Here is a 23,910-nt window from a genome sequence, read left to right as displayed (position 1 = left end):
CGATCAATAAACCGGATGCTAACGGCTCGGGAAGCCGTCCGGAACTTGGATTCTTCGATTAACGATCTCCATCTGTTTTTTCATCCTAGTCCGTCTCTCCTGGAGAATTGACATTGATTCGATCCGTCTTATTCAATCCCATACCTGGCCTTCCACGCTTCGCGCTGCTCTCCGGGATCGACTTCGCTTAAATCCTCATAGCCAAAGTCCACCTTGAACTGGCCGTTTTGCTCCAGGATAAAGGTGAAACTTGTCCACGGCTCCTGACCGTCTTCCCTGAAACCCCGCTGAAGGGAAAGCCCTGTTTCGCCAAGCTCATACTCCTTTATCTCGAAGTCATCCGGGTCCATATCAAACCGCTCCGGGGTGTCGTGGCTGAGCACTGGACCTGTGCCCTCTGCAGGGTAATAAAAGAAATAGGCGGTTGATGAATCATTCCAATCTTCCACGTAAAGAAAAACCTTTTCCCATTGCTCAGGGATCAGGTCATTCAACTGATTGGCTAGTGCTTGATAGATCTCTTCCGTTTTCCGAGCCAAATGCTTCACTCCCTGCTACTCTCCGAAAATATGCTTTGCTTCCCAGCGATCCTGCTTTTCAATCGGATCAAGGTCAGACAAGTCCTCATAACCGTACTCCATCTTCATGTTTCCGCCGATTGTCAATGTCAACGTGAGGTTTGTCCAAGGTTCCTGACCCGCGAACTGCATCCATAGCGATTTTTGGTGATTGTAGAGGCTTTCTTTTAACTGATTAAAATGCTCATAGTCCACTTCGAACCTATCAGGGATATCCAGGCTGTAGACCGGTTCTCCGCCATGGGAGGGCGCACTGCTTTCAGGGTAATAGTAAAAATAGGCTGTGGAGTACCCTTCCACGATTTCTTGGTAAATTTCTTTCATTTCTCCTCCTTAGAGAAGCAGCATCATCGTTTATATTCAATCCCGTATTTTACTTTCCAAGCCTCTCGCTTCTCCCCCGGATCCAGTTCCTTTAAGTCCTCATATCCGTATTCGGCCTTGAACGTGCCATCATGATTTAAAATCAACGTGAAGTTCGTCCATGTTTCCATATCCTGTTCACTGAACATCTGTTGTAGAGCCAGAACCGTCCTTCTCAGCAGACGTTTCTGAAGAAGAAAATCATCCGGATCAACAGAAAAAAGGTCCGGAATATTTAAGTTTAGAATTGGCAGAGTGTTATCTGCCGAGTCGTAGTAGAAGTATATGGTAGTGTAGCCCGGCCAACTTTCAGCGTACAGCTTCGCAGTGGTCCATTCCTCAGGAATCATGGCGCTAATCTGGTGCGCAATCTCCTCATAGCACTTTTCAATCTGTTCTGCAGTCACTTATCCCTTATCCCCCCCAGTGAGATTGTTGGATTCCCAGCGTTTTCGTTTTTCAAGAGGATTAAGATCTGACAGGGCGCTGTAATCATAGTCGATCTTCATTTTTCCATCGCTTTGCAAAGAAAACGTCAGGTTCGTCCAGGGTTTCTCTTCCTGGTTTTTGAATTCGTTCCATAGCACTTTGATGTGGTCATATAATTGTTCATCTAATCGATCAAACGTTTCCTGGCTGACTTCGTATTCATCAGGGATATCCAGATTGTAGATGTACTCGTCGCTCCCTGCAGGAGTGTAGTAGAAATAGCACTTATAGTACCCATCCCAATACTCGGCGTACAGCTTCACCCAATCCCACTTTTCCGGAATCATCTCAAGCACTGTATTCGCAATGGCAGTATAACGGTTTTCCTTTTCTTTCGTGTCCATGGTACTCCCCCTCACTGGGCAGTATTTAATTGATTGAGTGCTTTTCTTTCCAAAGTCTCCTCTTCTCAACTGGTCCCAGCAGTGATAGATCCTGATAGTCATATTCAATTCGAAATTCACCAGTACTCTTGGGTATGAACGTCATGCCGGTCCACAGTTCTGCTTCTAGTCTCATCTGTTTTTCATATAACAGCATGATCGTATCTCTCAGCTCATCTTCCAGATGTTTAAACTCTGTGGAATCCACTTGGAATTGCTCAGTAATTTCATAATGTAAAAGGGCTTTATTATCGTTTTCAGGATAATAATAAAAATAAACCGTGTCGTAACCTGCCCATTTTTCCGCGTACAAATATACTGAACTCCACTTCTCGGGAATCATCCTTTGAATTCGATCAGCAATTTTCTGGTAGATAGTCTCCATAACCTCAATCCCCATTTCGATTGCTCCATACATCTATTCTACCGGGATACGGCTGAGGGAGCAGCGGGATTTCCTATTTTGGAAGAAAAGAGGAGGAAAGACCCGGACGCATTGGTTTGAAAGCACCAAAAAGCCGGAAGAGGGATGTCCACTTCCGGCTTCTGACGGGTTGTTGCCTGCTGGATTCGAATAATTACCACGCTTGCCTGAGTCTTTACCCTGTCTATACGAGCGGTTACCAATTGTATAAAACGCTTATTGTTTAGACCTGAAGAGCACTCTCTTCAAAACACCTATGGTCAAACCGACAAACAGGATTATCAAAACCAGGTAGCCGTTTGGCAGTTCTCCGTTATAAGCACTATAAACAGCTGCTGAAATCACGATCACCATCAGTAATAATATCCAGTCAAACTTGCCGAACTTCATTTCACCTCACGGCCTTTACATATGAGACTTTTATGCGTAATCACTCAGAACGTCGTTTTCACCGTAATGAACTTCAGCTCGGTCATGCCGTCGATGGCGTATTTGACGCCTTCACGGCCGTAGCCGCTCATCTTGACGCCGCCGTATGGCATGTTGTCGACGCGGAATGTTGGGATGTCGTTGATGATGACAGCGCCCGCTTCGATTTCATCTGCGGCTTTCATCGCGGATTCGATGTCTCGCGTGTAGATGCCGGCGTTCAGGCCATACTCGGAGTCGTTGACGAGATCGATTGCTTCGTCGAGGTCCGAGTATTTCATGATCGTGACGATCGGGGCGAACACTTCCTTGCAGACGACGTTCATATCCGGCGTAACGTCGGTCATGACGGTCGGAGCGATGCCGTTCTGGACACGCTCGCCGCCTGTTCGGACGGTCGCACCGGCCTTTTTCGCTTCCTCGATCCATTCCATGGCACGGTCCGCCTCGCCCGGATGGATCATCGAGCCGACATCGGTCGATTCATCTGCCGGATCGCCGATCTGGAGTTTCTCGGTCTCCGCGACGAACTGGTCGACGAATTCATCGTAGATGTCGTCATGCACATACACGCGCTGGAGCGAGATGCATACCTGTCCGGCAAAGCCGAATGCGCCGGTGACGGCACGCGGCATGATTTTCTCGAGCGGCACGTCCGGCTCGACAATCAGTGCAGAGTTTGAGCCAAGCTCGAGCGTCAGTTTTTTCAGGCCGACCTTCGACTTGATGTCGAGTCCTACAGGAACGCTACCGGTGAATGTCACTTTCTTCACGAGATCGTTCGTAATGAGCGGATCGCTCAGCTCGCTGCCGCTCCCCGTGACGATTTGGAGGGCGCCATCCGGCAGGCCCGCTTCCTTGAAGATCTCGGCCAGAGCCAGTGAAGAAAGCGGCGTCTGAGTGGCCGGTTTCAGGACAACCGCGTTGCCCACTGCGAATGCCGGTCCGAGCTTGTGTGCGACCAGGTTCGATGGGAAGTTGAACGGCGTGATTGCCGCGACGACGCCGAGCGCCTCCCGCTTTGTCCAGCCGATGCGGTCCGTCACACCCGGCGCCGCGTCCATCGGCACCGTCTCGCCGGATAGCGACTTGGCCGCTTCCGCCGAGAACTGGTATGTCGCGATCGTCCGGTCGATTTCGCCACGTGCCGTCTTGATCGGCTTGCCCGCTTCCTTCACGAGAAGCTGCGCCAGCTCCTCCTTCCGCGCCTCGATCAGATCGACGGCCCGGTAAAGCAGTTCGGCCCGCTCGTATGCCGGCCATTTCCTGAACTCGAGAAACGCCTCATGGGCACCTTCAATTGCCTGTTTCACATCTTCTTCATCCGCTTTTGCAACCGTTGCAATCGCTTCCTGGGAATACGGCGACTTCAATTCATACGTACGCGCCGCTTCCTTCCATTCCCCGTTGATCCACAGTTTCCATGTTTCCATTTCCCAACACCTCCCAAAACTATTCTATACCCGTTCCGCGGGGCATCCAAATAAGGTACTCTGAATAAAACGAATACGGGGGAATGAACGATGAACGAATTGGATGTTGTGCTCCGAACAGGGGAATTCATTTCAAAAGAGACGATCAAAGAGCATCTGGGCAATGCGGGTATCGGGAAAGGCGACAGAATCATCATCCACACGTCGCTGAAAAAGGTCGGCTGGATATCCGGCGGCGAGCAGGCCTTTGTAGAAGCGCTACTTGAAATCGTAACGGCAGACGGGACGGTCGTCATGCCTTCGCAGTCCTCGGACAACTCGGACCCGAGGCACTGGATGATGCCGCCGGTCCCGGAAGAATGGCACGAGCCGATCCGCCGCACGCTACCGGCTTACGACCCCCATCTGTCGCATCTGCGCGGGATGGGCAAGGTCCCCGAATGTCTCCACCGTCATCCGGAAACGGTCCGCAGCCCGCACCCGGCGCATTCGTTCATCGCCTGGGGCCGTGACGCGACAGAATGGATGCAGGATCATCCTTTGGAGGATTCCTTCGGGGAGGGTTCCCCCCTAGGCAAAATGCACGGCTCCGGTATGAAGATCCTGCTCATCGGGACCGGCTACGACTCCTGCACGGCACTGCATCTGTCGGAATACCGGGCTCCGGGCCTCGAGACATACCGGGACGGCGCGGCCATGCTGGTCGGCGGTGAGCGGAAATGGATTGAATACGACATGGCGGATCTGGAATCCGACGACTTCCCGCCGCTTGGAATGGCATTCGAGCGTGAACATCCGGAAGCCGTGACCCGCTGCAAAATTGGCCAGGCGGATACCCGGGTGATCGACATGGACACATTGGTCGACTTCGGGACGGAATGGATCACGAAATGGCGGGAAAAGAAAAAAGTAGCGCAGGCAGAGAAGGCCGAGTGATCGTTTTAGGGGGCTAATAGTAGGGTAAACTTAGGAGAAATCGAATGAAGTGGGGGATGGATATGGCGAAGAAGGAGCCGTTCATGGAAGAAACGTACGAAGACCGGAAACTCCGCGAAGAGCTGGGCCGGCAGACCAACGCTGGATTTGCCCGGGTGGAGAACATGGAGATGGAGGCCGGCGCAATTGACCTTCCGACCGATGAGACCGTGCTTGAACCCCTAACCGAAGAGGAAATCAAGCGCCGTGTCGGATCCGGCAATTACGAGGCGGCAAAGGATGACAAACAGACCGGTTCGATCAACAGCTGACAAATGGCCGCATCGCTGCGGCTTTTTTGTATGGGGCGGATGCTGGCTGTCGGGAAACGTTAACATACTGGAGTGAGACGTTAACATAAGCGCTCACTAAAACAGGGCTGACACAAGAGGCGGATCATTCCGCTCCGTGTGTCAGCCCTGTTTTTCCGAATTCATCCGCCGATGTAAGACATGCCGATTTTATTGCGATTACGCGCGGTCTGTTCGGTACGCTCGTCGGAGTAGCGGTCGGCCCGGTTTTCCCAGACGCTTGCTATGGCGCTCATGAGTTCTTCATCGCTTGCACCATCCCGGATCAGGCTGCGCAGGTCGAATCCGCCTTCTGCGAACAGGCAGGTGATCAGCTTGCCGTCGGATGACAGGCGTGCACGGGTGCACGTGGAGCAGAACGACTCCGACACCGAGGTGATAAACCCGAGTTCCGCTCCGTTGTCGCTGTGGCGGTAACGTTTGGCGACTTCCCCGTAGTAGTCCTGCCCGACCGGCTCTAGGTCATATTCACCCCTGAGCCTGTCGAAGATTTCTTTTTTCGTGACAACGTCCTTGAAGCTCCAGCCGTTGTCATTGCCGACGTCCATGAATTCAATGAATCGGAGCGTGATGCCCCGCTCTTTGAAATAGGCGGTCATCGGCAGGATCTCGGAATCGTTGACGCCTTTTTTCACGACCATATTCACCTTGATCTCGAAGCCGACGTCCTTGGCGTAGTCGATCTGCTTCAGGATACGCGCGGGGTCGACACCCCGGCCGTTCAGTTCACCGGAGATGACCGGGTCCAGGGCATCGAGGCTGATGTTCAAACGGCGCAGGCCCGCATCATAAAGCGGCTGGGCATGCGTTCCGAGCAGAAGCCCGTTCGTCGTAAGGCCGATGTCTTCGACCCCTTCAACCGACAGGATCCGCTCCACAAGATCCGGAAGTCCCCGTCGCATCAGCGGCTCGCCGCCGGTCAGTCGGATTTTCTTGACGCCGGCGTCCGCGAACAGGCGGGTGAGCCGGTGGATCTCCTCGAAGGTGAGAAGCTCCGACTTCGGGAGGAAGGCGTAGTCGTCCCCGAATACCTCTTTCGGCATGCAGTAGGAACATCTGAAGTTGCAACGGTCGGTGACGGAGATCCGCAGATCACGGATCGGCCGCCCGAACCGGTCGGTCAAAGGCTGTCGGGTCATGTTCGCTTCCTCCTTCTCATTGCTCGTTCGGCGTGTTCACATTACGGAAAACAGACAGGTCCGGATTCAGTTCACGCGCGTCGATCCACTCCGTCTCCACTGAGGCAAGAAATGGCATAACACCGTGTTCGCCTCGCGCAAGCGCTTCACCGATACGTTCCGCAAGCGTCCCATTCCAGACGCTGAACAGCGGGATCGGATGGTCTTTCGTGCGGACGGCGGTCACGTCCGCGTCCGGGTCGGACAGCGTGAGAAGTTTCCTGACTTCCATCGGGCCGATGCCGGGCATGTCGCACGGTATCACGGCGAACCCGTCCGCTGGCCGCAATTTCATTGCGGAACAGATGCCGGCAAGCGGACCAGCTCCGGCAATCTCCGGAAGATCCGTAATGACGTCCGCCCCGCCAAACCGCTCCACGTGTTCCTGCCGGGCGGAAACGATGACTTCACTGCAGCCACCTTCCAGGAGCGCTTCATGCGCCCGCTCCCAGAATAGCCGGCCTTCGTAATCGGCAAAGGCCTTCGGCGAGCCGTATCTCCTGGACTGTCCGCCCGCGAGGACAATTCCCGTCGTCATCAGCCGCCGCTTACCGGCGGGATAAATGCCGCGGTGTCGCCTTCAGCGAGGACATCCCCGTCCAGGGCATATTCCTCATTGACCGCGACGCGCGCACCGCCCCCGCGGATGCCCGGATATTTTACTTCGGCCCATTCCAGCAGTTCCCCTACAGTCCTGCCTGCGAGCTCGGCCTTTTCTTCCGGGACACCCGTCAGGTCCCGGATGCCCGCGAAATACAGAAGATTGATCATGTGTTCCGCACCTCCGGTTTTTTGTTCTGGTCGCCGATCCACTGCTCGCCCGTTTCCCAGATTTCCTTTTTCCAGATCGGCACGTCCTGCTTGATCCGCTCGATCGCGTATTCATTGGCTTCATAAGCGGCTTTCCGGTGTGGCGAGGAAACGGCGATGACGACGGCGACTTCACCCACGTCCAGCTCGCCGATCCGGTGGGCGATCGCAACGCGTGTCCCTTCCCACTTCTCCTCGATCTCCCTGCCGATCTGGGCCATCTTCTTTTCCGCCATCGGCACGTACGCCTCGTAACTCAGATAAAGCGTCCGGATGCCCTTTGTCCACTCGCGGACATGGCCGGTGAACGTGACGACCGCCCCCGCCTCGGGACGCAGGACATGGTCCGCATAGCGCTGCGGGTCGATCGGCTTGTCGGTGATTTCATAGATGGACATGGCCAGTCCCCCCTTTTAGCCAGCGGCCGAACCAGCCGCGGATGGCTTCTGTGTCTTCCCTTGCAATGATTTCCGGTGCGCCAGGTGCATCCGTGCCTGCCGTGACGGCGAGCCGGATGTCCGGAAGGTTTTTCAGCACTTTCCACTCCTCCGCTCTCCGCATGAGGACAATCTTCTCGAACGGTGCCTGTTTAAACCCCTCGACCAGGATGAGGTCCGGCCGAGCAGCGGCCGCCAAACGAATCAATGGAAGAGGACCGGCCTCCGCTTCTCTCAAATGAAACTGGATGACCCCGCCTCCCGATACGGCGGAAGCCGCCGCCCCGTCCCCGAAGAATTTCATGCTGTCGGTTTCCGGGTCAGGCAGAGCGGGCGGGCCTCCGTGGCCGTGGTGCTTGACCGTGGCCGTCCGGAGCCCTCGGGACGCGGCTTCCGCGATCAGCGTCCGGATCAGCGTCGTCTTGCCGCTGTTCTTGAACCCGGCGACCTGGAGCACCCTCACAGTTTCCATTGTGTGCTGCCTTCCTCGACGCCAAGCAGAAGGACGTCGACCTCATCTCCCTTTTTGAAGCCCCGCGTCCCGCCCGGCAGCACGATCATCGCGTTGCCGCGGGCGATCGAGGAGACCGCATTGGACTTGTTGAAGCCGGCGGGCGATGCCGTGTTGCCATCATAAACTGCCCGGACGAAACGGGTGAACGGGTTGGGCTTCGTAAAGTCTTCGCCCAGCACCGTTTTCGTGTGCGGCAAAAATAGCTTGTCCGCTCCCATCATCTTGAGGAGCGCCGGGCGCGTGAACAGCTCGAAGCCGGTAAAGCAGGACGACGGGTTGCCCGACAGGCCGAACAGCAGCTTGCCGCCGCCTGCGGCGACCGTTGTCACGCTGCCGGGACGCATCGCGACTTTGTTGAACAGGACTTCCGCTCCGATCCGCTCGTAGACGGCCGGCAGATAGTCGAAGTCGCCGACCGACACCCCGCCGGTCGTGATGATGGCATCTGTCTCGGAAAGCGCCCGTTCGACCGTCCCGATGACGGCGTCCAGATCGTCTGCCTGCGCGCCGTACGTCCGGCATTCGATGCCCATCCGGCGGAGCTGTGCAGCAATCATCGGGCCGTTGCTGTTTCGGATCTTGCCCGGTGCAAGCGGCTCTCCGACGCCGACCAGTTCGGTGCCGGTGGCGAGGATCCCGACGATCGGCCGCTTGGCAACCTTGACATGCGCGTAGCCGAACGTCGCGAGCACCGCGACCGTCCCTGCATGGATGTAGCTTCCGGCGGGGACAACTTCCTCGCCTTCCGCCAGGTCCTCACCCTTCAGTGAAACGTTCTCCAGCGGTTCGAACGGTTTCCGGATCGTGAAAGTGTCCCCGTCCTCCACCGTCTGCTCGAACATGACAATAACATCTGCCCCATCCGGAAGCGGCGCGCCGGTCATGATGCGTGCAGCCTGCCTTTCGCCAAGTGTTTGATTCGAGACACTTCCCGCCGGAATTTCATCGATGACGGTGAATTGGATCCGGTTGCTGCCGGAAGCGCCTTCGGTGTCTTCCGAATGGACGGCGAACCCGTCATACGGCGACCGGTTAAACGGCGGCACCGGATGGGAGGCGGTCACCGGCTCGGCGAGGATCCTGCCCGCGCTTTCCTCGAGCGGGACTGTCTCCGTCCCCGTCTGTTCGGCGTGTGCGAGCACCCGCTCCACCGCCTCCGCGACCGGTATCGGTTTCCGTATTTCCACCATCATGACCGCCTCCTGTTTGCATCTGCTATACTCGGATTATCCTGATTTTAACATAGCCCCTGAAAGGATGATTCCCGTGTCCGACCTGACTCACTTTAACGACCAGGGCCGCGCCCGCATGGTCGATGTCTCCGATAAGGACGAGACTGTCCGCACCGCCGTCGCCCGCTCATCCGTACTGGTGAATGAAACCATCCACCGCCAGATCAGTGAAGGGACGAACAAGAAAGGGGACGTATTTGCCGTCGCACAGGTCGCCGGCATCATGGCGGCCAAGAACACGCCACAGATCATCCCGATGTGCCACCCGCTCCCGCTGAAGGGCATCGATATTTCGTTTAAATGGAACGTCGATGAGGCAGCCGGCCACTACGAAGTGCTGCTGGAGGCAAGCGTCAAGACGAAAGGCCAGACCGGCGTTGAAATGGAAGCCCTCACCGCCGCATCCGCCGCCGCCCTCACCATCTACGACATGTGCAAGGCCGCCGGCAAAGAAATGATCATCGGCCCGACGATGCTGCTCGAGAAAACCGGCGGCAAGTCGGGGGATTATAAGAGAGACTAAGTGATTGATTGGATGAAAACCGCCTGATGGGGCGGTTTTTTTGATCCACAACCAACTGCGAACCTGGCAGTTTCCCCATACTCCAAGTCCGGACCGCTTACTCCAAACCAGCCGGCCTTACTCCATTTCCAGGCCCCTTACTCCAAATCGGCTGGCCTTACTCCATTTCGGGCCCTCTTACTCCAAATCGGCTGGCCTTACTCCATTTCCGATCCCCTTACTCCAAATCAGCTGGCCTTACTCCATTTCGGGCCCTCTTACTCCAAACCGGCTGGCCTTACTCCAACTTCAAGGTGCATTTCATGCACTCTGCCTATTTCCGCAGCTCCGCCACGATATGCCGGATTTCCGGGATGATGAGACGCTCCATGGCGAGGCGGACTGCGCCGCGCGAGCCGGGCAGGATAAAGACAACCTTGCCCTGCGCGGTGCCGGCGGCGGCCCGGCTGAGCATCGCTTTCGTTCCGACGTCTTCGGTGAAGCTCAGGTAGCGGAACAGTTCGCCGAAGCCGTCCAGCTCTTTTGACAGGAGCGGCTGGATTGCCTCAATCGTGACGTCACGCGCGGCAATGCCGGTGCCTCCGGTCGTGATGACGGCGTCAATCTCCGGTTGGGCGAGCAGCGCGGAAATCACATTCCGAATCTCCATAGTGTCATCTGCCACCCACCCTCTACCGTCGACGGCCAGGCCCGCGAGTTCCGCAAAGTGCTCGATAAGGGTGCCGGCGGTATCGTTGTCTTCCGTTCTCGTGTCGCTCACCGTGAGGATCGCGATCCTTACTTCCTTCGGTTGTGGTCCATGTGCCAACAGACTCCCCCCTTTCCCTAGCCGAACAGGCGGTGATACAGTGTTCTGCCCTCTTCCGCCGTTGTGGCGCCGTGGATCAGCAGCCGGCCGTCGCCAAATAGGACAAACCTGTTGCCGAATGCCCGGAATTCAATGAAATACGGTGTCCGGCGGGCGTTCGGATCAAGCCGGCGCCCGATCGTCTCTCCGGTATCCAGCGACACGGTGCGGGCCGGATCGGGCAAAATCTGGACAGCGTCCCGGCCGCAGAGGACCGCAGCATCGCCAGCCCGCCGGGGTCCGAGTTCCGGATAAGACGGCGAATCGCCGCATGTGGCGCATTTCGGGTCGCGGATACGGGAAACGCCAATGTCCAGATGGGTGCCATCCCACAGGTCGAAGTGATGCACTTTCGTCCGCATGGCGGACTCGTTTCCCGTCAGCCACTTCATCGCTTCTGCGCACTGGATTGCAGCGGTCGCGGATACGGCCGGCGGGATAATGCCCGCCGTGTCGCATGTCGCGCCCGTGGCGGGCAGCACCGGCAAAAGGCAGCGGTAGCACGCGCCTCGTCCCGGGATAAACGGATAGACCGTCCCCGAACCCCGGACGCACGCCCCGTGGATCCACGGAATGCCGTGCTTCATCGCAGCGTCATTGATCAGAAGGCGCGTCTCAAAGTTGTCTGTTGCGTCCATGATCAGATCGCTTTCCACAGCGAGTGATTCCATTAGCGGACCGTCGGCATTGCCGAGATGTGACCGGATGACGGCATCACTCCGGATCTCCCTCAGATGCGCTTCAGCGGCCACCACCTTCGGGAGCATGTCCGCTGCGTCCGCCTCGGTGAACAGCGTCTGACGCTGAAGGTTCGACAGCTCGACATAGTCACGGTCGACCAGGATGATTTCCCCGATGCCTGCCCGCACGAGCGCCTCGGCGATGACAGTCCCCAGCGCGCCGCAGCCGATGACAGCCACCTTTGCGGCGGCGAGCCGCTCCTGCCCGCTTTCTCCTATCGGCCCGAATAATGTCTGTCTTGAATACCTTCCATCCACGTCAGCTGCCTCCCCCGATGAAGGAAAAAATGCCGGTCAGCGCCGGGCATCCTTTCCGTGTTCTTTCGTGATATCGCTGAAAGTCCCCACATAGCGCACATGCTCGCCGGTCTCGTCGCTGACGGCAGCGATATTCAGCCACTGCAGGTACTCTTCCCCGTTCTTTTTCTTGTTCCAGATTTCGCCCTGCCACATTCCTTCTTCTTTTATCTGCTTCCACATCCCGCCATAGAATTCCTTTGGCTGGCGGCCGGAAGACAGCATGTTGGGGTTATTGCCGAGGGCTTCTTCCTCGGTATAGCCCGTCAGCTTCGTGAACATCGGGTTGACCGCGCGGATCGTCCCTTTCGCATCCGTCACGAGCACCCCCTGGCCCGTCGACCGGAACACATCCGCCTGGAGCGACAGCCGGTCGGAGTAGTAAAGCCAGACGACAAGGATCAGGCTTGCGAGCGCCACCTGTGACAGCAGCATGAAGCCGATCGAGTATTGTCCGGTCATCGAATAGATGATCGAGAGGAGGATCGGCGGGAAGAATCCGCCGAGGCCGCCCATCATCGAAACGAAACCGTTGGCGATCCCCGCCTGCTTGGCAAAGTAGAATGGCACGAGTTTGAAGATGACGCCGTTGCCGATGCCGGCACTGATTGCGATGGCGATGCTGCCGACCGTGTACAATCCGATCGATGGCGAGAATGCCAGGATGATCGCGGCGACCGTGTAAACGGCAAATGTGGCAATCAGAAGGAACATCGGCTGGAACTTGTCTGCCAGCCAGCCGCCGATCGGCCGCAGGAACGTCGCGACCGCGATGAAGATCGCCGTCCGGATGCCCGCATCCACACTGTCGAGGCCGTAGTTTTCGACGAGGAAGTTCGGCAGGTACACCGTGAAGGCGACAAATGAGCCGAATGTGATGAAGTAGAACAGCGAGAACAGCCAGAGTTTCGAATTGCCCGAGATGCCCCTGATCTGCTCGAACATCGACGTCATGACTTCCGGTTTCGGCTCCTTGCGGTCCCCGAAGAAAAAGTTCAGGAGCGCGAAGGCCGCCAGAATGATGAGGAACAGCTTGACCGTCGGCTGCCAGCCGATCTGGCCGGCGATGATCGGCGCGGCAAATGTCGTGATCGCCGTACCGATGTTCCCCGCCCCGTAGATCCCGTTGACGAGGCCGTGCTTTTCTTTCGGATAGTACTTCGGAAGCGAGGTGACCCCGACCGAGAACACTGCCCCGCCGACGCCGAGGAGCAGGCCCCCGATGATGAGGTCCGCGAACGTGTCCGCCTCACTGATGTACCAGACCGGGAAAAGCAGGAGGACAAAGCTCCACATAAACAGCGTCCGGGCGCCGACGAAGTTGGCGTAATAGCCGAACGGCATGCGGAGAATCGAGCCGAGCACGACCGGCACCGCCGTGACGATCGCCAGGCGCTCCGGCGGAACGTCGATGTCCTGCGTGATAAAGGAAATCAGCGAGGATAAAATGACCCACACCATGAAGCCGACCACAAGGTTTGCCGTCTGGAGCGGCAACTGAATCTTCTTGACCATCTGTTTCACCTACTCGGTTAGAGTTTTGACTACAGGTGCTGCAAGTGAGATCGTAAAACCTTTTCTATGATTCTATTGTAAGCTCCTGTCGCGGGACGGGTAATAAGGGGGTTCCCTCTGCGTGACGGGGGAAACCCTGTATGAGAAAAAGCCGCCCACGGATCTGTGACAGCGGCCTGTACCCATCAGACGATGAGCGTGTTCAGTTTTTCGGCGAGCGCGTCCAGGTCATCCGCACGAAGCAGGCGCTCGGCCATCGGGAAAAGGACCGTCTCTTCCTTCACGAAATGGACGGTCAGCACCTCGAATGCTTCTCCGGCGTCACCGGCAATCTTCCGGATCTGGTCTTCGGTGAGCCCGGAAAGGTCTCCCCGCGTGTGATGGAAAAAGTGGCCGATATAGGCGTCAATCTCCCCGTGCTCTTCCTGGATACCGACGATCGGTCCCTGCTCAAGCCCGATATAACCGCCGAGGACAGGGAAAAAGTGCTCCTCTTCCTTGTCCGTGTGGTTCTTCAGCGGATCGAGGAAGTCGATAAGTTTCGCCTTCAGTTCGGCCAGAAGAGCAAGCGCCACGGCCCGGTCCATGTCTTCTTCCCGCTCGAACCGGAGGACGATGTCATGCCATTCCTCCGCGAGATGCATGAGGTAGCGGTGCTCGTTTTCCAGGAGCCGCACCGCCGGCTCCGTAAACTGCAGTTGTCCGTTTGCCATCTGCGATGCCTCCTGTCTGTTGAGTCAAAATGTGGTTGCTTTCCGTTCCGGCGCACGTTTTCCGCGGGGAAGGCACCGAGCCGGCGCCAATACGAAGGTTGGCGTCTGCGTGCAACGTGCAGCGTTGCGCGGCACCTGGGTCTCTCCGCGCTTCCTTTTCCGCAGGAGTCGGCGACTTCACTGCAAGCAACAGACCTATTCGGCATTCCACCCATTCCTCAGAAGTTCAACAGTTTTTTCTTGAGGGCGAATTCGACGAGCTCCGGACGGCTCTTGAGGCCCAGCTTCTCCATGATCTTGGCTTTGTGGGCCTCGACGGTTTTGACGGAGATGTAGAGCATCTCGGCGATTTCCTTGTTGCCGTAGCCTTTGGCGACCAGCGGGAGAATCTCGAGCTCGCGCTTGGACAAAAGCTCATACGGATCGTCGGGGGCCGCCGTGTGGTCGGCTTTGACAAATTCGCGCACAAGCGAGGTCGCCATTTTCGGATGGATGTACGTTCCGCCGCGCCTGATTGTGCGGATGGCGTGCAGCAATTCCTCGTCTGGCGCATTTTTCAGCATGTATCCGGAAGCGCCGCTTTTCAGGACGTTGAACAGGTACTCCTCATCGTCGTGCATCGTCAGGATCAGGATCTTCGTGTCCGGGAAATCCTCCTTGATCTTGCCTGTCGCGATCAGGCCGTTTTCGCCCGGCGGCATGCTGAGGTCCATGATCAGGAGGTCCGGCTGGTGCCGGGCTACCATCTTGTAAGCTTCGATTCCGTCTGCCGCTGTCGCAACGACTTCCATATCCTCCTGGAAATTGAGGATCATCGAAAAGCCGCTCCGGACGACAGCATGATCATCCGCGATGACAATCGAAATCTTGTCCATTAGCGGTCCCCCTTTCCGCGGAGCGCGGGGACGCTCAGCCGGATCGTCGTGCCGGCGCCCGGCGCGGAGTCCACGTCAAGCGTGCCGCCGACCAGCTCCGCGCGCTCTTTCATACCGTACAGGCCGAGACCGGTGCCCTCCGGCTCGCTGCCGGGGATGAAACCCGTACCACGGTCGCGCACGGTCAGCAGAAGCCGGCTGCCCTCGCCTTTAAGCGTGACAGACACCCGATCCACATCCGCGTACTTCAGGGCGTTCAAAATCGCCTCCTGGCACACCCGGTAAATCACCGTTTCAATCTCCGTTTCATACCGCTTCACCGGCAGGTCGGAAGTGTAGTCGACGGCGAGTCCGTACATTTCTTCAAGCCGCTTGAAATGGGAGCGGAACGCCGCTTCCAGGCCCAGATCGTCCAAAGCGGAAGGGCGCAGCTCGACCGACAGGTTCCGGATCTCTTCAAGGAGCCGGGACAGCGATGCCTCCGTCTCCTTCACCTTGGAAAGCACCTCCGCATCCCCTGTCATATACTTCAGCACCCGGAGGTCGACGACCGCGCTCATAAGCTCCTGGGCGACGCCGTCATGAAGCTCCCTGGAAATCCTCCGGCGCTCGTTTTCCTGGGCGTCGATGATATGCTTCATCATCTTGTTCTGGTAGGCCTTCTCCTGCATACGGTGCTGGCGCGTCATGTCGCGCAGCAGGAACACCCGGATATCGTTTTCCGGGTCGACCGTATGGAACGAGGAGGCGTACGGCACGAGGCCCTGCCCCTTCGTGTCCAGGTACATCTGGAAGGACGAGAAATCGTTGCGCTCCGGATGATGGAAATAGCAGTTGTCGCACGTCTTCTGACCGGTCTCATCCACATATCCGGCACATGCCCGGCAGAGCGCGCCCTCGGTGCCGTCCAGAAGTGCCTTCAGCACATCCCGGTCAAGGATCTTTTCCGCCGCCGGATTGGCGGCAAGCGCCCTGCCCTCCCCGTCAAAAAACAGGATGGCTTCGCTGCTTTTGTCGAACATCTTCAGCATCAGCTCATTCAGCAGATCCTGCTTCACGCTCACCGGCTCACCAGCTCCTTCCCGTCAAAGCCGGGGACGGAGCCGGACGCCGCTGCCATCTCCAGGCAAAGCGCTTCCGTCATTTCCCTATGATCGTCCCGGTAGCCGCCGAGCAGGACGCCTTTTACACGCCCGCCATCATAAAGCGGCACCGCGGCGATGCTCGTCAGCTGTTCGGTATTGACGATCGGATAGTCGAGCACGCCCGGTACATGCCGGCCCGGTTCCACATGAGGCACAAGCAGCGGCTTTCCCGTCTTGAAGACGGTGCCGGCGATGCCCCTGCCGGACCGGAGGATGATACGGCGAAAGCGGTTGTTCAGATTCCCCGACGCGACCCGCCAGCGGACCGAATAGCCGCTCGGGGCGTCTTCTATCGCCAGCGCCATAAAGTCGAAGCCGAGCCGTTCCCGGAGCCTGTCGATCACATTCTGGTAGATTGTCAGTTCATTCATCGCGGACCTCTCCCGTTTTCCGCCCGATCGGCGTTCATTCTTCCCTTCAGCTTAATTCACCTTATGCCTCCTGTACAGGATGTAACTTCTGCCGACATACGACAGCGGGGCGCTCCAGACGTGGACAAGGCGCGTGAACGGCCAGAGCGCGAAAATGAGGAAAGCAGCCAGAATATGAATCTGGAATGACACCGGAACGCCCATCATGTATGAAGGATCCGGCCGCAGGAGGAACAGATCGCGGAACCAGACGGAGATCGTGTCCCGGTAGTCGAACGCCGGATTCACGGCGTTCGTCACGACCGTCGCGTACATCCCCATGAAGACGATGATCAGCAAAAGCGTGTTGACGATCATGTCGCTTGCGGAACTGAGCTTTCTAACGGCCTTGATCGAGAACCGGCGGAACGTCAGGATGAACATCCCGAGAAGCGTGATGAACCCGAAGAACCCGCCGATCCAGATGGCGCCGAGGTGGTACATGTGGTCATTGACACCTACTGCCCTCATCCATTCCTTCGGGATGCCAAGTCCCGAGATATGGCCGAGGATGACCGGGATGATCCCGAGGTGGAACAGGAGGCTCCCGATCACAAGCTGCTTTTTCTCGATGAATTCACTGGATTTTGCCGTCCAGTGGAATTTGTCCGTCCTGTAGCGGAGGATGTGCCCCACCACAAAGACCGCGATGCAGATGTAAGGGAAAATCACCCACAGAAACTGATCAACCATGAGCCGGCACCTCCTCTAGACACGCTTTGAATGTTTCCCGCAGCCCCTTGATAAGGTGGAAATACGGACTTTCCTCCTTTTCGAGTGCTTTCATCAGGTGGTAGGTGCCGTCTTCGAGGACTCCCATCAGGATCCGGAAACTGTCGGGCGTGCGCGGGTCATCCAGCCATTCGGCGGCATAGAGGAACTCGCACATGAGCGGCAGATAGTCGGACAGCTCCTCGTCCGGCATCTCGAGGCCGTACATCTCATAGAGCACTTTCAGCTTCGCGAGCATCTGTCCCCGCTCGCGTGCATCCTCGAACTTAAACCAGGTCATATACAGCGCGCAATCCTCCTCGAAGTCGAATGTCGAGGTGTACATCTCCCTGAGCCCGTCGAGGCTGAACCGGTGGATTTCCTCCCAGTACCGGAGCACATGGTTACGCGCCGGGTGGCCGGGTCCGAATGCCTCTGCGACCTCATCCGGATGGAAATCCCGCTTTTCCGGCCATGTCAGATGGTTGGCGAAAAATCCGAATGAATCTTTGAACGTATACAGCTTCCTGTTGTCAATCACGCCAGATTCCCCCGTAGAAGTTCTCTTCGTAGATCTCCTTGCCGGTCTTTGTTTCCGTGCCGGCTCCCGGGCTCGCAGGTCCGCAGCCGTCGCATCCTGCGCCGCCGGTGCCCATCGCGCCGAGACCCATCGTGTCACCGCCGAAACCGGCAGACCCCTGCATGTCATAGGTGTTCATCCGGTTCTCTTTGTGGGAAGTCGGGATGACAAAACGGTCATCGTACTTGGCAATCGCGAGCAGCCGGTACATCTCTTCTGTCTGCAGGGCGGTGAGTCCGACGCGCTCAAGCCGCGACTCGTCGAACTCCCTGCCGGAGGAAAGGGCCCGCATGTACTGACGCATCATCGCCATGCGTTGGAGCGACCCCTTGACCGTCTCCGTGTCGCCCGCCGTCAGCATGTTCGCAAGGTACTGGACCGGCGTGCGCATCTCCTCGATCGCCGGGAAAATCATGTCCGGGTTCTTGATCGAGTCCTTGCCCTCGAAGTAGTTCATGATCGGCGAGAGCGGCGGCACGTACCAGACCATTGGAAGCGTACGGTATTCCGGGTGGAGCGGGAATGCGAGCTGGTGCTCGATCGCAAGCTTGTAGACCGGCGAGTTCTGAGCGGCCTCGATCCAGTCCTCCGTGATGCCGTCGCGGCGCGCCTGCGCGATCACTTCCGGATCGTGCGGGTTCATGAACAGATCGCACTGCGCGCGGTACAGGTCTTTTTCGTCCGGCGTCGAAGCAGCTTCGAGAACCCGATCCGCGTCATACAGAAGGACGCCGAGGTATCGGATCCGTCCCGTGCATGTTTCCGAACAGACCGTCGGCAGGCCTTCCTCGATCCGCGGGAAGCAGAATGTGCACTTTTCTGCCTTGTTCGTCTGCCAGTTAAAGTAGACCTTCTTGTACGGGCAGCCGGTCGTGCAATAGCGCCAGCTCCGGCACGCTTCCTGGTCGACGAGCACGATGCCGTCCTCGTCGCGTTTGTAGATCGCCCCGGCCGGGCAGGACGCCACGCAGCTCGGGTTCAGGCAGTGCTCACAGAGACGCGGCAGATAGACCATGAACGACTTCTCGAAGTTGAATTTGATCTCTTCCTCGATTTTCTGGATGTTCGGGTCCAGTGGGCCGGTCACATCGGCGCCGGCCAGGTCGTCCTCCCAGTTGGAGCCCCATTCCAGATCCATCTTCTCGCCCGTCACTGCAGAGTAAGCACGGGCGACCGGCGGGTGCTCCCCTTCGCCAGCGGTGACGAGGTGGTCGTAGTTGTATGTCCACGGCTCGTAGAAGTCGCGCATCTCCGGCATGTCCGGGTTGTAGAAGATCTTCCCGAGCGCCACTTTCGACAGGCGGTTCCCCGACTTCAGCTCCAGGTTGCCGTTGCGGAGCTGCCAGCCGCCCTTGTACACTTCTTGGTCCTCCCAGCGTTTCGGGTAGCCGATTCCCGGCTTTGTCTCCACGTTGTTGAACCACATGTACTCCGCGCCTTTCCGGTTCGTCCAGGTCGTTTTGCAAGTGACGCTGCATGTGTGGCAGCCGATGCACTTGTCCAGGTTCATCACCATTGCAATCTGAGCTTTAATCTTCAAGCCAGTTGACCTCCCTTTTCTTCCTGATCATAGCGTATTCGTCACGCTGGTTTCCGATCGGCCCGTAGTAGTTGAATCCGTAGCTGAGCTGGGCGTAGCCGCCGACCATCTGCGTCGGTTTCATATGGATGCGCGTCGGTGCGTTGTGGCTGCCGCCCCGCGTGTCCGTGATTTCCGACCCCGGCGTCTGGATGTGCCGGTCCTGTGCGTGGTAGGCGAGCAGCGTGCCCCGCGGAATCCGGTGGCTTGTGACCGCGCGGCACGTGAGCGCGCCGTTCCGGTTGTACACTTCAATCCAATCGTTGTCCGATATGCCGTGCTCCGCCGCTTCCTCGTTGTTCATCCATGCAACCGGCCCGCCGCGGAAAAGCGTCAGCATGTGCAGGTTATCCTGGTACATCGAGTGGAAGTTCCACTTGCCGTGCGGCGTCAGATAACGCAGGACAAGCTTGTCTTTGCCGCCGCGCACTTCCTTGTCGCGCGGCCCGAACACCATCGGAGGAAGCGTAGGCTTGTAGACCGGAAGCGCCTCCCCGTACTGGAGAAAGATCTCATGGTCGATATAGAAGTGCTGGCGCCCGGTGAGCGTCCGGAACGGCACAAGGCGCTCGATGTTTGTCGTGAACGGCGAGTATCTGCGGCCGGCTTTGTTGGATCCGCTGAACACCGGTGTCGGGATGACTTCACGCGGCTGGGCGGTGATGCTCTGGAATGTAATCCGCTCCGCCGCGCGCTCCGCCGAGATGTCGGCAAGTTCCACGCCGGAAAGCTTTTCCGCTTCTTTGTAGGCCTTCTGCGAAAGGCGCCCGTTTGTCGCGGACGACAGATGAAGCACCGCATCCGCCGCCTGGCGCGCCGTTTCGACCTTTGGCAGTCCGCTCTTGATCGACTCGTCGTGATAGACGCCGTTGATGCGCTTGAGCTCCTCGTATTCTTCTGCTGCCGAGAAGCTGACACCGTGCGCACCGGTCTTGCCGACCTGAAGGTTCGGGCCGAGCGTGATGTACTTGTCGTAGATTTTCGTATAGTCACGCTCGATGATGCTCAGGTTCGGCATCGTCTTGCCGACGACCGCCTCCACTTCCCCCTTTGCCCAGTCGCGGACAAGGCCGAGCGGCTGCGAGATTTCGCTTTCTGAGTCGTGGTTCAGCGGCGTGCTGACAAGGTCTTTGTAAACACCCGGCAGATGCGTCTGGGCCATGCCAGAGAACACCTGCGCCAACCTGCGGAAGATATCCCAGTCGGTTCGGGATTCCCAGAGCGGGTTGACCGCCGGGTTGAACGGGTGGACGAACGGGTGCATGTCGGTCGACGACAGGTCAGTTTTTTCATACCACGTCGCAGCCGGCAGCACGATATCCGAATGGAGCGGCGTGGTCGTCATCCGGAAGTCGAGCGAGACGAGAAGATCGAGCTTGCCTTCCACTTCGTCGCGCCAGACGATCTCCTCCGGCTTCACTTCCTCGTTCGGCCTCGCCATGAGCGCGTCCGCCGTGCCGAGCAGGTGCTTCATGAAGTATTCCTGCCCTTTTGCGGAACTCGAGATGAGGTTCGAGCGCCAGACGAACATTGTCCGGGGGAAGTTTTCCGGCGCTGCCGGGTCCTCGATTGCGAACTTGACTTCGCGGCTCTTGATCTGATCGGCCGCACGCCCGATGATTTCCTCGTTTGTCGTCTTGCCTTCGCGGGCCGCCTCTTCGGCGAACAGCAGGCTGTTCTTATTGAACTGCGGATAGCTCGGCAGCCATCCGAGCCGCGCGGCCATGACGTTGTAGTCGGCCGGGTGGCGGTAATCCAGTTTGTCGGCGAGCGGCGACTTCAGTGATTCGGTGTCCCCTTCCTCGTAACGCCACTGTTCGGTGCCGAAGTAGAAGAACGACGTCCCGTTCTGGAGGCGCGCCGGTCCCTGCCAGTCTTTTGCAAAGGCAAGCGTCGACCACCCCTCGATCGGACGGCACTTTTCCTGTCCCACGTAATGCGCCCATCCGCCGCCGTTGACGCCTTGGGAAGCGGTCAGGATGACGAGGTTCAGGATCGAGCGGTAGATCGTGTCGGAGTTGAACCAGTGGTTGATGCCTGCGCCCATGATGATCATCGAGCGGCCGCCCGTATCCAGTGCGTTCTGGGCAAACTCCCGGGCGATCTGTGTCACGACCGATGCCTTGACGCTGGTGATGCGCTCCTGCCATGCCGGCGTGTAGTGGGACTCGGCATCGTCATAGCCCTTCGCGTCATACGGGTTGTCTGTCCGGCGCACGCCGTATTGGCTCATCATGAGGTCATAGACGGTTGCCGCGTATTGCTCCGTGCCGTCAGCGAGCCGGACTTTCCTCGCCGGGATGACGCGGCGGAATGTGCCGTCGCCGGATTCATCGAAGAACGGGAAATCGATTTCCTTCCATTCTTCTCCGTGGCCCTCGACGGACAGTGCCGGCTCGATGCGCGTCCCGTCCTCTTTATCGAGGATCAGGTTCCACTTGCCGTCCTTTTCCCAGCGCTGGCCCATCGTCCCGCTCGGTACGACGAACTCGTCCGCCGCCTCGTCGAAGATCACCGGTTTCCACTCAGCGTTTTTCGTATCGCTCCCGAAGTCACTCGCGCGCAGGAAGCGTCCTGCCTTCAGCGAGTCGTTATGCGTGTCGAGCAAGATCATGAACGGCATGTCCGTGTACTGCTTCGCATAGTCGATGAACATCTTTTCTTTGCGCTCCTGATAAAACTCGCTCAGGATGACGTGGGTCATCGCCTGCGCAAGCGCGGCGTCAGTGCCGGGGTGCGGCGCGAGCCAGTTGTCCGCGAACTTCACGTTCGCGGCAAGGTCCGGCGCGACCGAGACGACCTTCGTCCCCTTGTAGCGCACTTCGGTCATAAAGTGGGCATCCGGCGTCCGCGTGAGCGGCACGTTCGAGCCCCACATCATCAGGTAGCCCGCGTTGTACCAGTCGGATGATTCCGGTACGTCCGTCTGCTCGCCCCAGATCTGCGGCGAGGAAGGCGGAAGATCCGCGTACCAATCGTAGAATGACAGCATTTCCCCGCCGAGAAGCGAGATGAACCGTGCGCCGGACGCGTACGAGATCATCGACATTGCCGGAATCGGCGTGAATCCGGCAATCCGGTCCGGGCCGTACTTGCGGATCGTGTAGATAAGCTGTGCCGAAATCAGTTGCAGCGCGTCATCCCAGGCCACGCGGATGAGCCCGCCCTTGCCTCGGACACGCTTGTAGCTCATTGCCTTTTCCGGGTTTTCAACGATGCTCGCCCATGCATTGATCGGATGGCCGTCGTTTTCCGCGAGAGCCTCGCGCCACAGCTTCCACAGCCGGCCGCGCATGTATGGGTACTTCACCCGGTGCGGGCTGTATTCATACCAGGAGAAGGTCGCCCCACGCGGACAGCCGCGTGGCTCGAACTCCGGCATGTCCGGGCCGCAGGACGGATAGTCGATCTGCTGGTTTTCCCAAGTGATGACCCCGTTTTTCACAAACACCTTCCAGCTGCAGGAACCGGTGCAGTTGACGCCGTGCGTCGTTCGGACGACCTTGTCATGGGACCAGCGCTGGCGGTACATGTTCTCCCAGTCCCGGCTTTTCTCCTCAAGGACCGACCAATTCCCCGAGTAGCTTTCCACCGGCTTGAAGAAGTTCAGGCCATATCTTCTCTTTTTCATTCATCCGACACTCCTTTTTGGACAGGACAATTGGGCAGAATGCTAGTGATACTATTCTGATAGTTTCATTATGGAGGTTTGTGCCATTCCTTCCCATTAGGGAAAGACCTATCGGGGGGCGGGAATTCCCTTTATCGGGCGGTGAAAAGCGGGATTTTGCAAACGGGGCAGATTCGTCAGGAAGATAACCGGGGGGCCGGCCGGTCTTGTGGCAAGTCGAGGGGCCTTGTGGCAAGTCGCAAGGCCTTGTGGCAACTTCGGAACCCATGTGGCAAGTCCGGAGTCCTTGTAGCAACTTCGGAGCCCATGCGGCAAGTCGGCAACCCATGTGGCAACTTCGGAGCCCTTGCGGCAAGACCGCAACCCATGTGGCAACTCTGGAGCCCATGCGGTAAGTCGGCAACCCATGTGGCAACTTCGGAGCCCATGTGGCAAGTTCGAAACCCATGCGGCAACTCTGGAGCCCATGTGGCAAGTCCGGAGCCCTTGTGGCAACTCAGGAGCCCATGTGGCAAGTCCGGAGCCCTTGTGGCAACTTCGCAGACCTTGTGGCAAGTCGCAAGGCCTTGTGGCAACTTCGGAGTCCATGCGGCAAGTCCGGAGCCCATGCGGCAACTCTGGAGCCCTTGTGGCAAATCACATCCCAAGTTGCACCTCCCCGCCCATTCTGCGCAACTGGCAATAAAAAAAAGCCCCCCTTCTTCAAGAGGCCACTGAAAAAGTCCATTGAAAGAGCTATCACTCAGTTTTTGAGTGGTGGCTCTTTTCTATGACATCCGGTTGATTTC

General features: G+C 57.9%; 26 protein-coding genes. 3 read left to right on the top strand and 23 right to left on the bottom strand.

Going from position 1 to position 23,910, the window contains the following annotated elements; translation table 11 throughout:
• Window positions 1–128: 128 nt before the first annotated feature.
• From AC6CHQ_RS09670 to AC6CHQ_RS09645, 6 genes are all read right to left on the bottom strand, one after another.
• On the bottom strand, window positions 129–539 hold the full coding sequence (locus AC6CHQ_RS09670) for an immunity protein YezG family protein (RefSeq protein WP_251239370.1): 411 nt from the start codon (window positions 537–539) through the stop codon (window positions 129–131).
• Window positions 540–554: 15 nt separating this feature from the next.
• On the bottom strand, window positions 555–902 hold the full coding sequence (locus AC6CHQ_RS09665; RefSeq protein WP_251239369.1) for an immunity protein YezG family protein: 348 nt from the start codon (window positions 900–902) through the stop codon (window positions 555–557).
• A gap of 23 nt (window positions 903–925) precedes the next feature.
• Window positions 926–1,348: an immunity protein YezG family protein gene (locus AC6CHQ_RS09660; protein ID WP_092053540.1), complete on the bottom strand. Its 423-nt coding sequence runs from the start codon at window positions 1,346–1,348 to the stop codon at window positions 926–928.
• The gene (locus AC6CHQ_RS09655) at window positions 1,349–1,774 is read right to left on the bottom strand and encodes an immunity protein YezG family protein (protein ID WP_251239368.1); all 426 of its coding nucleotides are present in this window, start codon (window positions 1,772–1,774) and stop codon (window positions 1,349–1,351) included.
• Between the two features lie 25 nt (window positions 1,775–1,799).
• Entirely contained in the window at window positions 1,800–2,198 is a 399-nt protein-coding gene (locus tag AC6CHQ_RS09650; protein WP_251239367.1) for an immunity protein YezG family protein, read from the bottom strand.
• Window positions 2,199–2,671: 473 nt separating this feature from the next.
• On the bottom strand, window positions 2,672–4,099 hold the full coding sequence (locus tag AC6CHQ_RS09645) for an aldehyde dehydrogenase family protein (protein WP_498081444.1): 1,428 nt from the start codon (window positions 4,097–4,099) through the stop codon (window positions 2,672–2,674).
• A 90-nt stretch (window positions 4,100–4,189) separates the two neighbouring features.
• Here AC6CHQ_RS09645 and AC6CHQ_RS09640 point away from each other — a divergent pair, with 90 nt between their 5' ends.
• Together AC6CHQ_RS09640 and AC6CHQ_RS09635 are read left to right on the top strand one after the other, a co-directional pair.
• Window positions 4,190–5,035, top strand: a complete 846-nt coding sequence (locus AC6CHQ_RS09640; protein ID WP_498081443.1) for an AAC(3) family N-acetyltransferase — start codon at window positions 4,190–4,192, stop codon at window positions 5,033–5,035.
• 44 nt (window positions 5,036–5,079) lie between these two features.
• On the top strand, window positions 5,080–5,346 hold the full coding sequence (locus AC6CHQ_RS09635; RefSeq protein WP_498081442.1) for a hypothetical protein: 267 nt from the start codon (window positions 5,080–5,082) through the stop codon (window positions 5,344–5,346).
• Between the two features lie 161 nt (window positions 5,347–5,507).
• Here AC6CHQ_RS09635 and moaA read toward each other — a convergent pair whose 3' ends face one another.
• The 6 genes from moaA to AC6CHQ_RS09605 are packed head-to-tail and all read right to left on the bottom strand — an operon-like array spanning window position 5,508 to window position 9,514.
• Entirely contained in the window at window positions 5,508–6,524 is a 1,017-nt protein-coding gene (gene moaA, locus AC6CHQ_RS09630) for a GTP 3',8-cyclase MoaA (RefSeq protein ID WP_498081441.1), read from the bottom strand.
• A 16-nt stretch (window positions 6,525–6,540) separates the two neighbouring features.
• Window positions 6,541–7,101 (bottom strand): molybdenum cofactor guanylyltransferase, encoded by a 561-nt coding sequence (gene mobA / locus AC6CHQ_RS09625; RefSeq protein ID WP_251239362.1) that lies wholly within the window; start codon window positions 7,099–7,101, stop codon window positions 6,541–6,543.
• On the bottom strand, window positions 7,101–7,334 hold the full coding sequence (moaD, locus tag AC6CHQ_RS09620) for a molybdopterin converting factor subunit 1 (RefSeq protein ID WP_251239361.1): 234 nt from the start codon (window positions 7,332–7,334) through the stop codon (window positions 7,101–7,103). The genes mobA and moaD overlap by 1 nt, the downstream gene beginning before the upstream one ends.
• Window positions 7,331–7,771, bottom strand: a complete 441-nt coding sequence (locus AC6CHQ_RS09615; protein WP_285858907.1) for a molybdenum cofactor biosynthesis protein MoaE — start codon at window positions 7,769–7,771, stop codon at window positions 7,331–7,333. The genes moaD and AC6CHQ_RS09615 overlap by 4 nt, the downstream gene beginning before the upstream one ends.
• Complete coding sequence (mobB, locus tag AC6CHQ_RS09610) at window positions 7,758–8,282, bottom strand: molybdopterin-guanine dinucleotide biosynthesis protein B (RefSeq protein WP_498081440.1); 525 nt, start codon at window positions 8,280–8,282, stop codon at window positions 7,758–7,760. Before mobB ends, AC6CHQ_RS09615 begins: the two co-directional genes overlap by 14 nt.
• The gene (locus tag AC6CHQ_RS09605) at window positions 8,270–9,514 is read right to left on the bottom strand and encodes a molybdopterin molybdotransferase MoeA (protein WP_498081439.1); all 1,245 of its coding nucleotides are present in this window, start codon (window positions 9,512–9,514) and stop codon (window positions 8,270–8,272) included. Before AC6CHQ_RS09605 ends, mobB begins: the two co-directional genes overlap by 13 nt.
• 76 nt (window positions 9,515–9,590) lie before the next feature.
• On the opposite strand from AC6CHQ_RS09605, the gene moaC reads away from it, so the two are divergent.
• Window positions 9,591–10,079 (top strand): cyclic pyranopterin monophosphate synthase MoaC, encoded by a 489-nt coding sequence (gene moaC, locus AC6CHQ_RS09600; protein ID WP_498081438.1) that lies wholly within the window; start codon window positions 9,591–9,593, stop codon window positions 10,077–10,079.
• 313 nt (window positions 10,080–10,392) lie between these two features.
• Here the strand turns inward: moaC and AC6CHQ_RS09595 are convergent, their stop codons facing one another.
• The 11 genes from AC6CHQ_RS09595 to AC6CHQ_RS09545 form a co-directional block, all read right to left on the bottom strand.
• Window positions 10,393–10,887: a MogA/MoaB family molybdenum cofactor biosynthesis protein gene (locus tag AC6CHQ_RS09595; protein WP_498081437.1), complete on the bottom strand. Its 495-nt coding sequence runs from the start codon at window positions 10,885–10,887 to the stop codon at window positions 10,393–10,395.
• A gap of 17 nt (window positions 10,888–10,904) precedes the next feature.
• A complete protein-coding gene (locus AC6CHQ_RS09590; protein WP_498081436.1) occupies window positions 10,905–11,924 on the bottom strand; it encodes a ThiF family adenylyltransferase in 1,020 nt (339 codons plus the stop codon).
• Window positions 11,925–11,960: 36 nt separating this feature from the next.
• Window positions 11,961–13,478: a nitrate/nitrite transporter gene (locus AC6CHQ_RS09585; RefSeq protein WP_498081435.1), complete on the bottom strand. Its 1,518-nt coding sequence runs from the start codon at window positions 13,476–13,478 to the stop codon at window positions 11,961–11,963.
• Window positions 13,479–13,663: 185 nt separating this feature from the next.
• On the bottom strand, window positions 13,664–14,191 hold the full coding sequence (locus tag AC6CHQ_RS09580) for a hemerythrin domain-containing protein (protein WP_424237427.1): 528 nt from the start codon (window positions 14,189–14,191) through the stop codon (window positions 13,664–13,666).
• 218 nt (window positions 14,192–14,409) lie between these two features.
• Window positions 14,410–15,057 carry a response regulator transcription factor gene (locus AC6CHQ_RS09575; protein ID WP_251239376.1) on the bottom strand — a complete coding sequence of 216 codons (648 nt, stop codon included), beginning with the start codon at window positions 15,055–15,057 and terminating at the stop codon, window positions 14,410–14,412.
• A gap of 8 nt (window positions 15,058–15,065) precedes the next feature.
• Window positions 15,066–16,097 (bottom strand): sensor histidine kinase, encoded by a 1,032-nt coding sequence (locus AC6CHQ_RS09570; RefSeq protein WP_251239375.1) that lies wholly within the window; start codon window positions 16,095–16,097, stop codon window positions 15,066–15,068.
• Window positions 16,098–16,126: 29 nt separating this feature from the next.
• Window positions 16,127–16,582 carry a GAF domain-containing protein gene (locus AC6CHQ_RS09565; protein WP_251239353.1) on the bottom strand — a complete coding sequence of 152 codons (456 nt, stop codon included), beginning with the start codon at window positions 16,580–16,582 and terminating at the stop codon, window positions 16,127–16,129.
• 51 nt (window positions 16,583–16,633) lie between these two features.
• Window positions 16,634–17,314, bottom strand: a complete 681-nt coding sequence (gene narI / locus AC6CHQ_RS09560; protein WP_251239352.1) for a respiratory nitrate reductase subunit gamma — start codon at window positions 17,312–17,314, stop codon at window positions 16,634–16,636.
• Complete coding sequence (narJ, locus tag AC6CHQ_RS09555; protein WP_498081434.1) at window positions 17,307–17,873, bottom strand: nitrate reductase molybdenum cofactor assembly chaperone; 567 nt, start codon at window positions 17,871–17,873, stop codon at window positions 17,307–17,309. Before narJ ends, narI begins: the two co-directional genes overlap by 8 nt.
• Entirely contained in the window at window positions 17,866–19,452 is a 1,587-nt protein-coding gene (gene narH / locus AC6CHQ_RS09550; protein ID WP_251239350.1) for a nitrate reductase subunit beta, read from the bottom strand. The genes narJ and narH overlap by 8 nt, the downstream gene beginning before the upstream one ends.
• A complete protein-coding gene (locus AC6CHQ_RS09545; RefSeq protein ID WP_498081433.1) occupies window positions 19,442–23,122 on the bottom strand; it encodes a nitrate reductase subunit alpha in 3,681 nt (1,226 codons plus the stop codon). Before AC6CHQ_RS09545 ends, narH begins: the two co-directional genes overlap by 11 nt.
• Window positions 23,123–23,910: the final 788 nt, after the last annotated feature.

This window comes from Bhargavaea sp. GQ12 (genome assembly GCF_059758705.1).
This window is presented reverse-complemented; position numbering and strand designations above follow the sequence as displayed.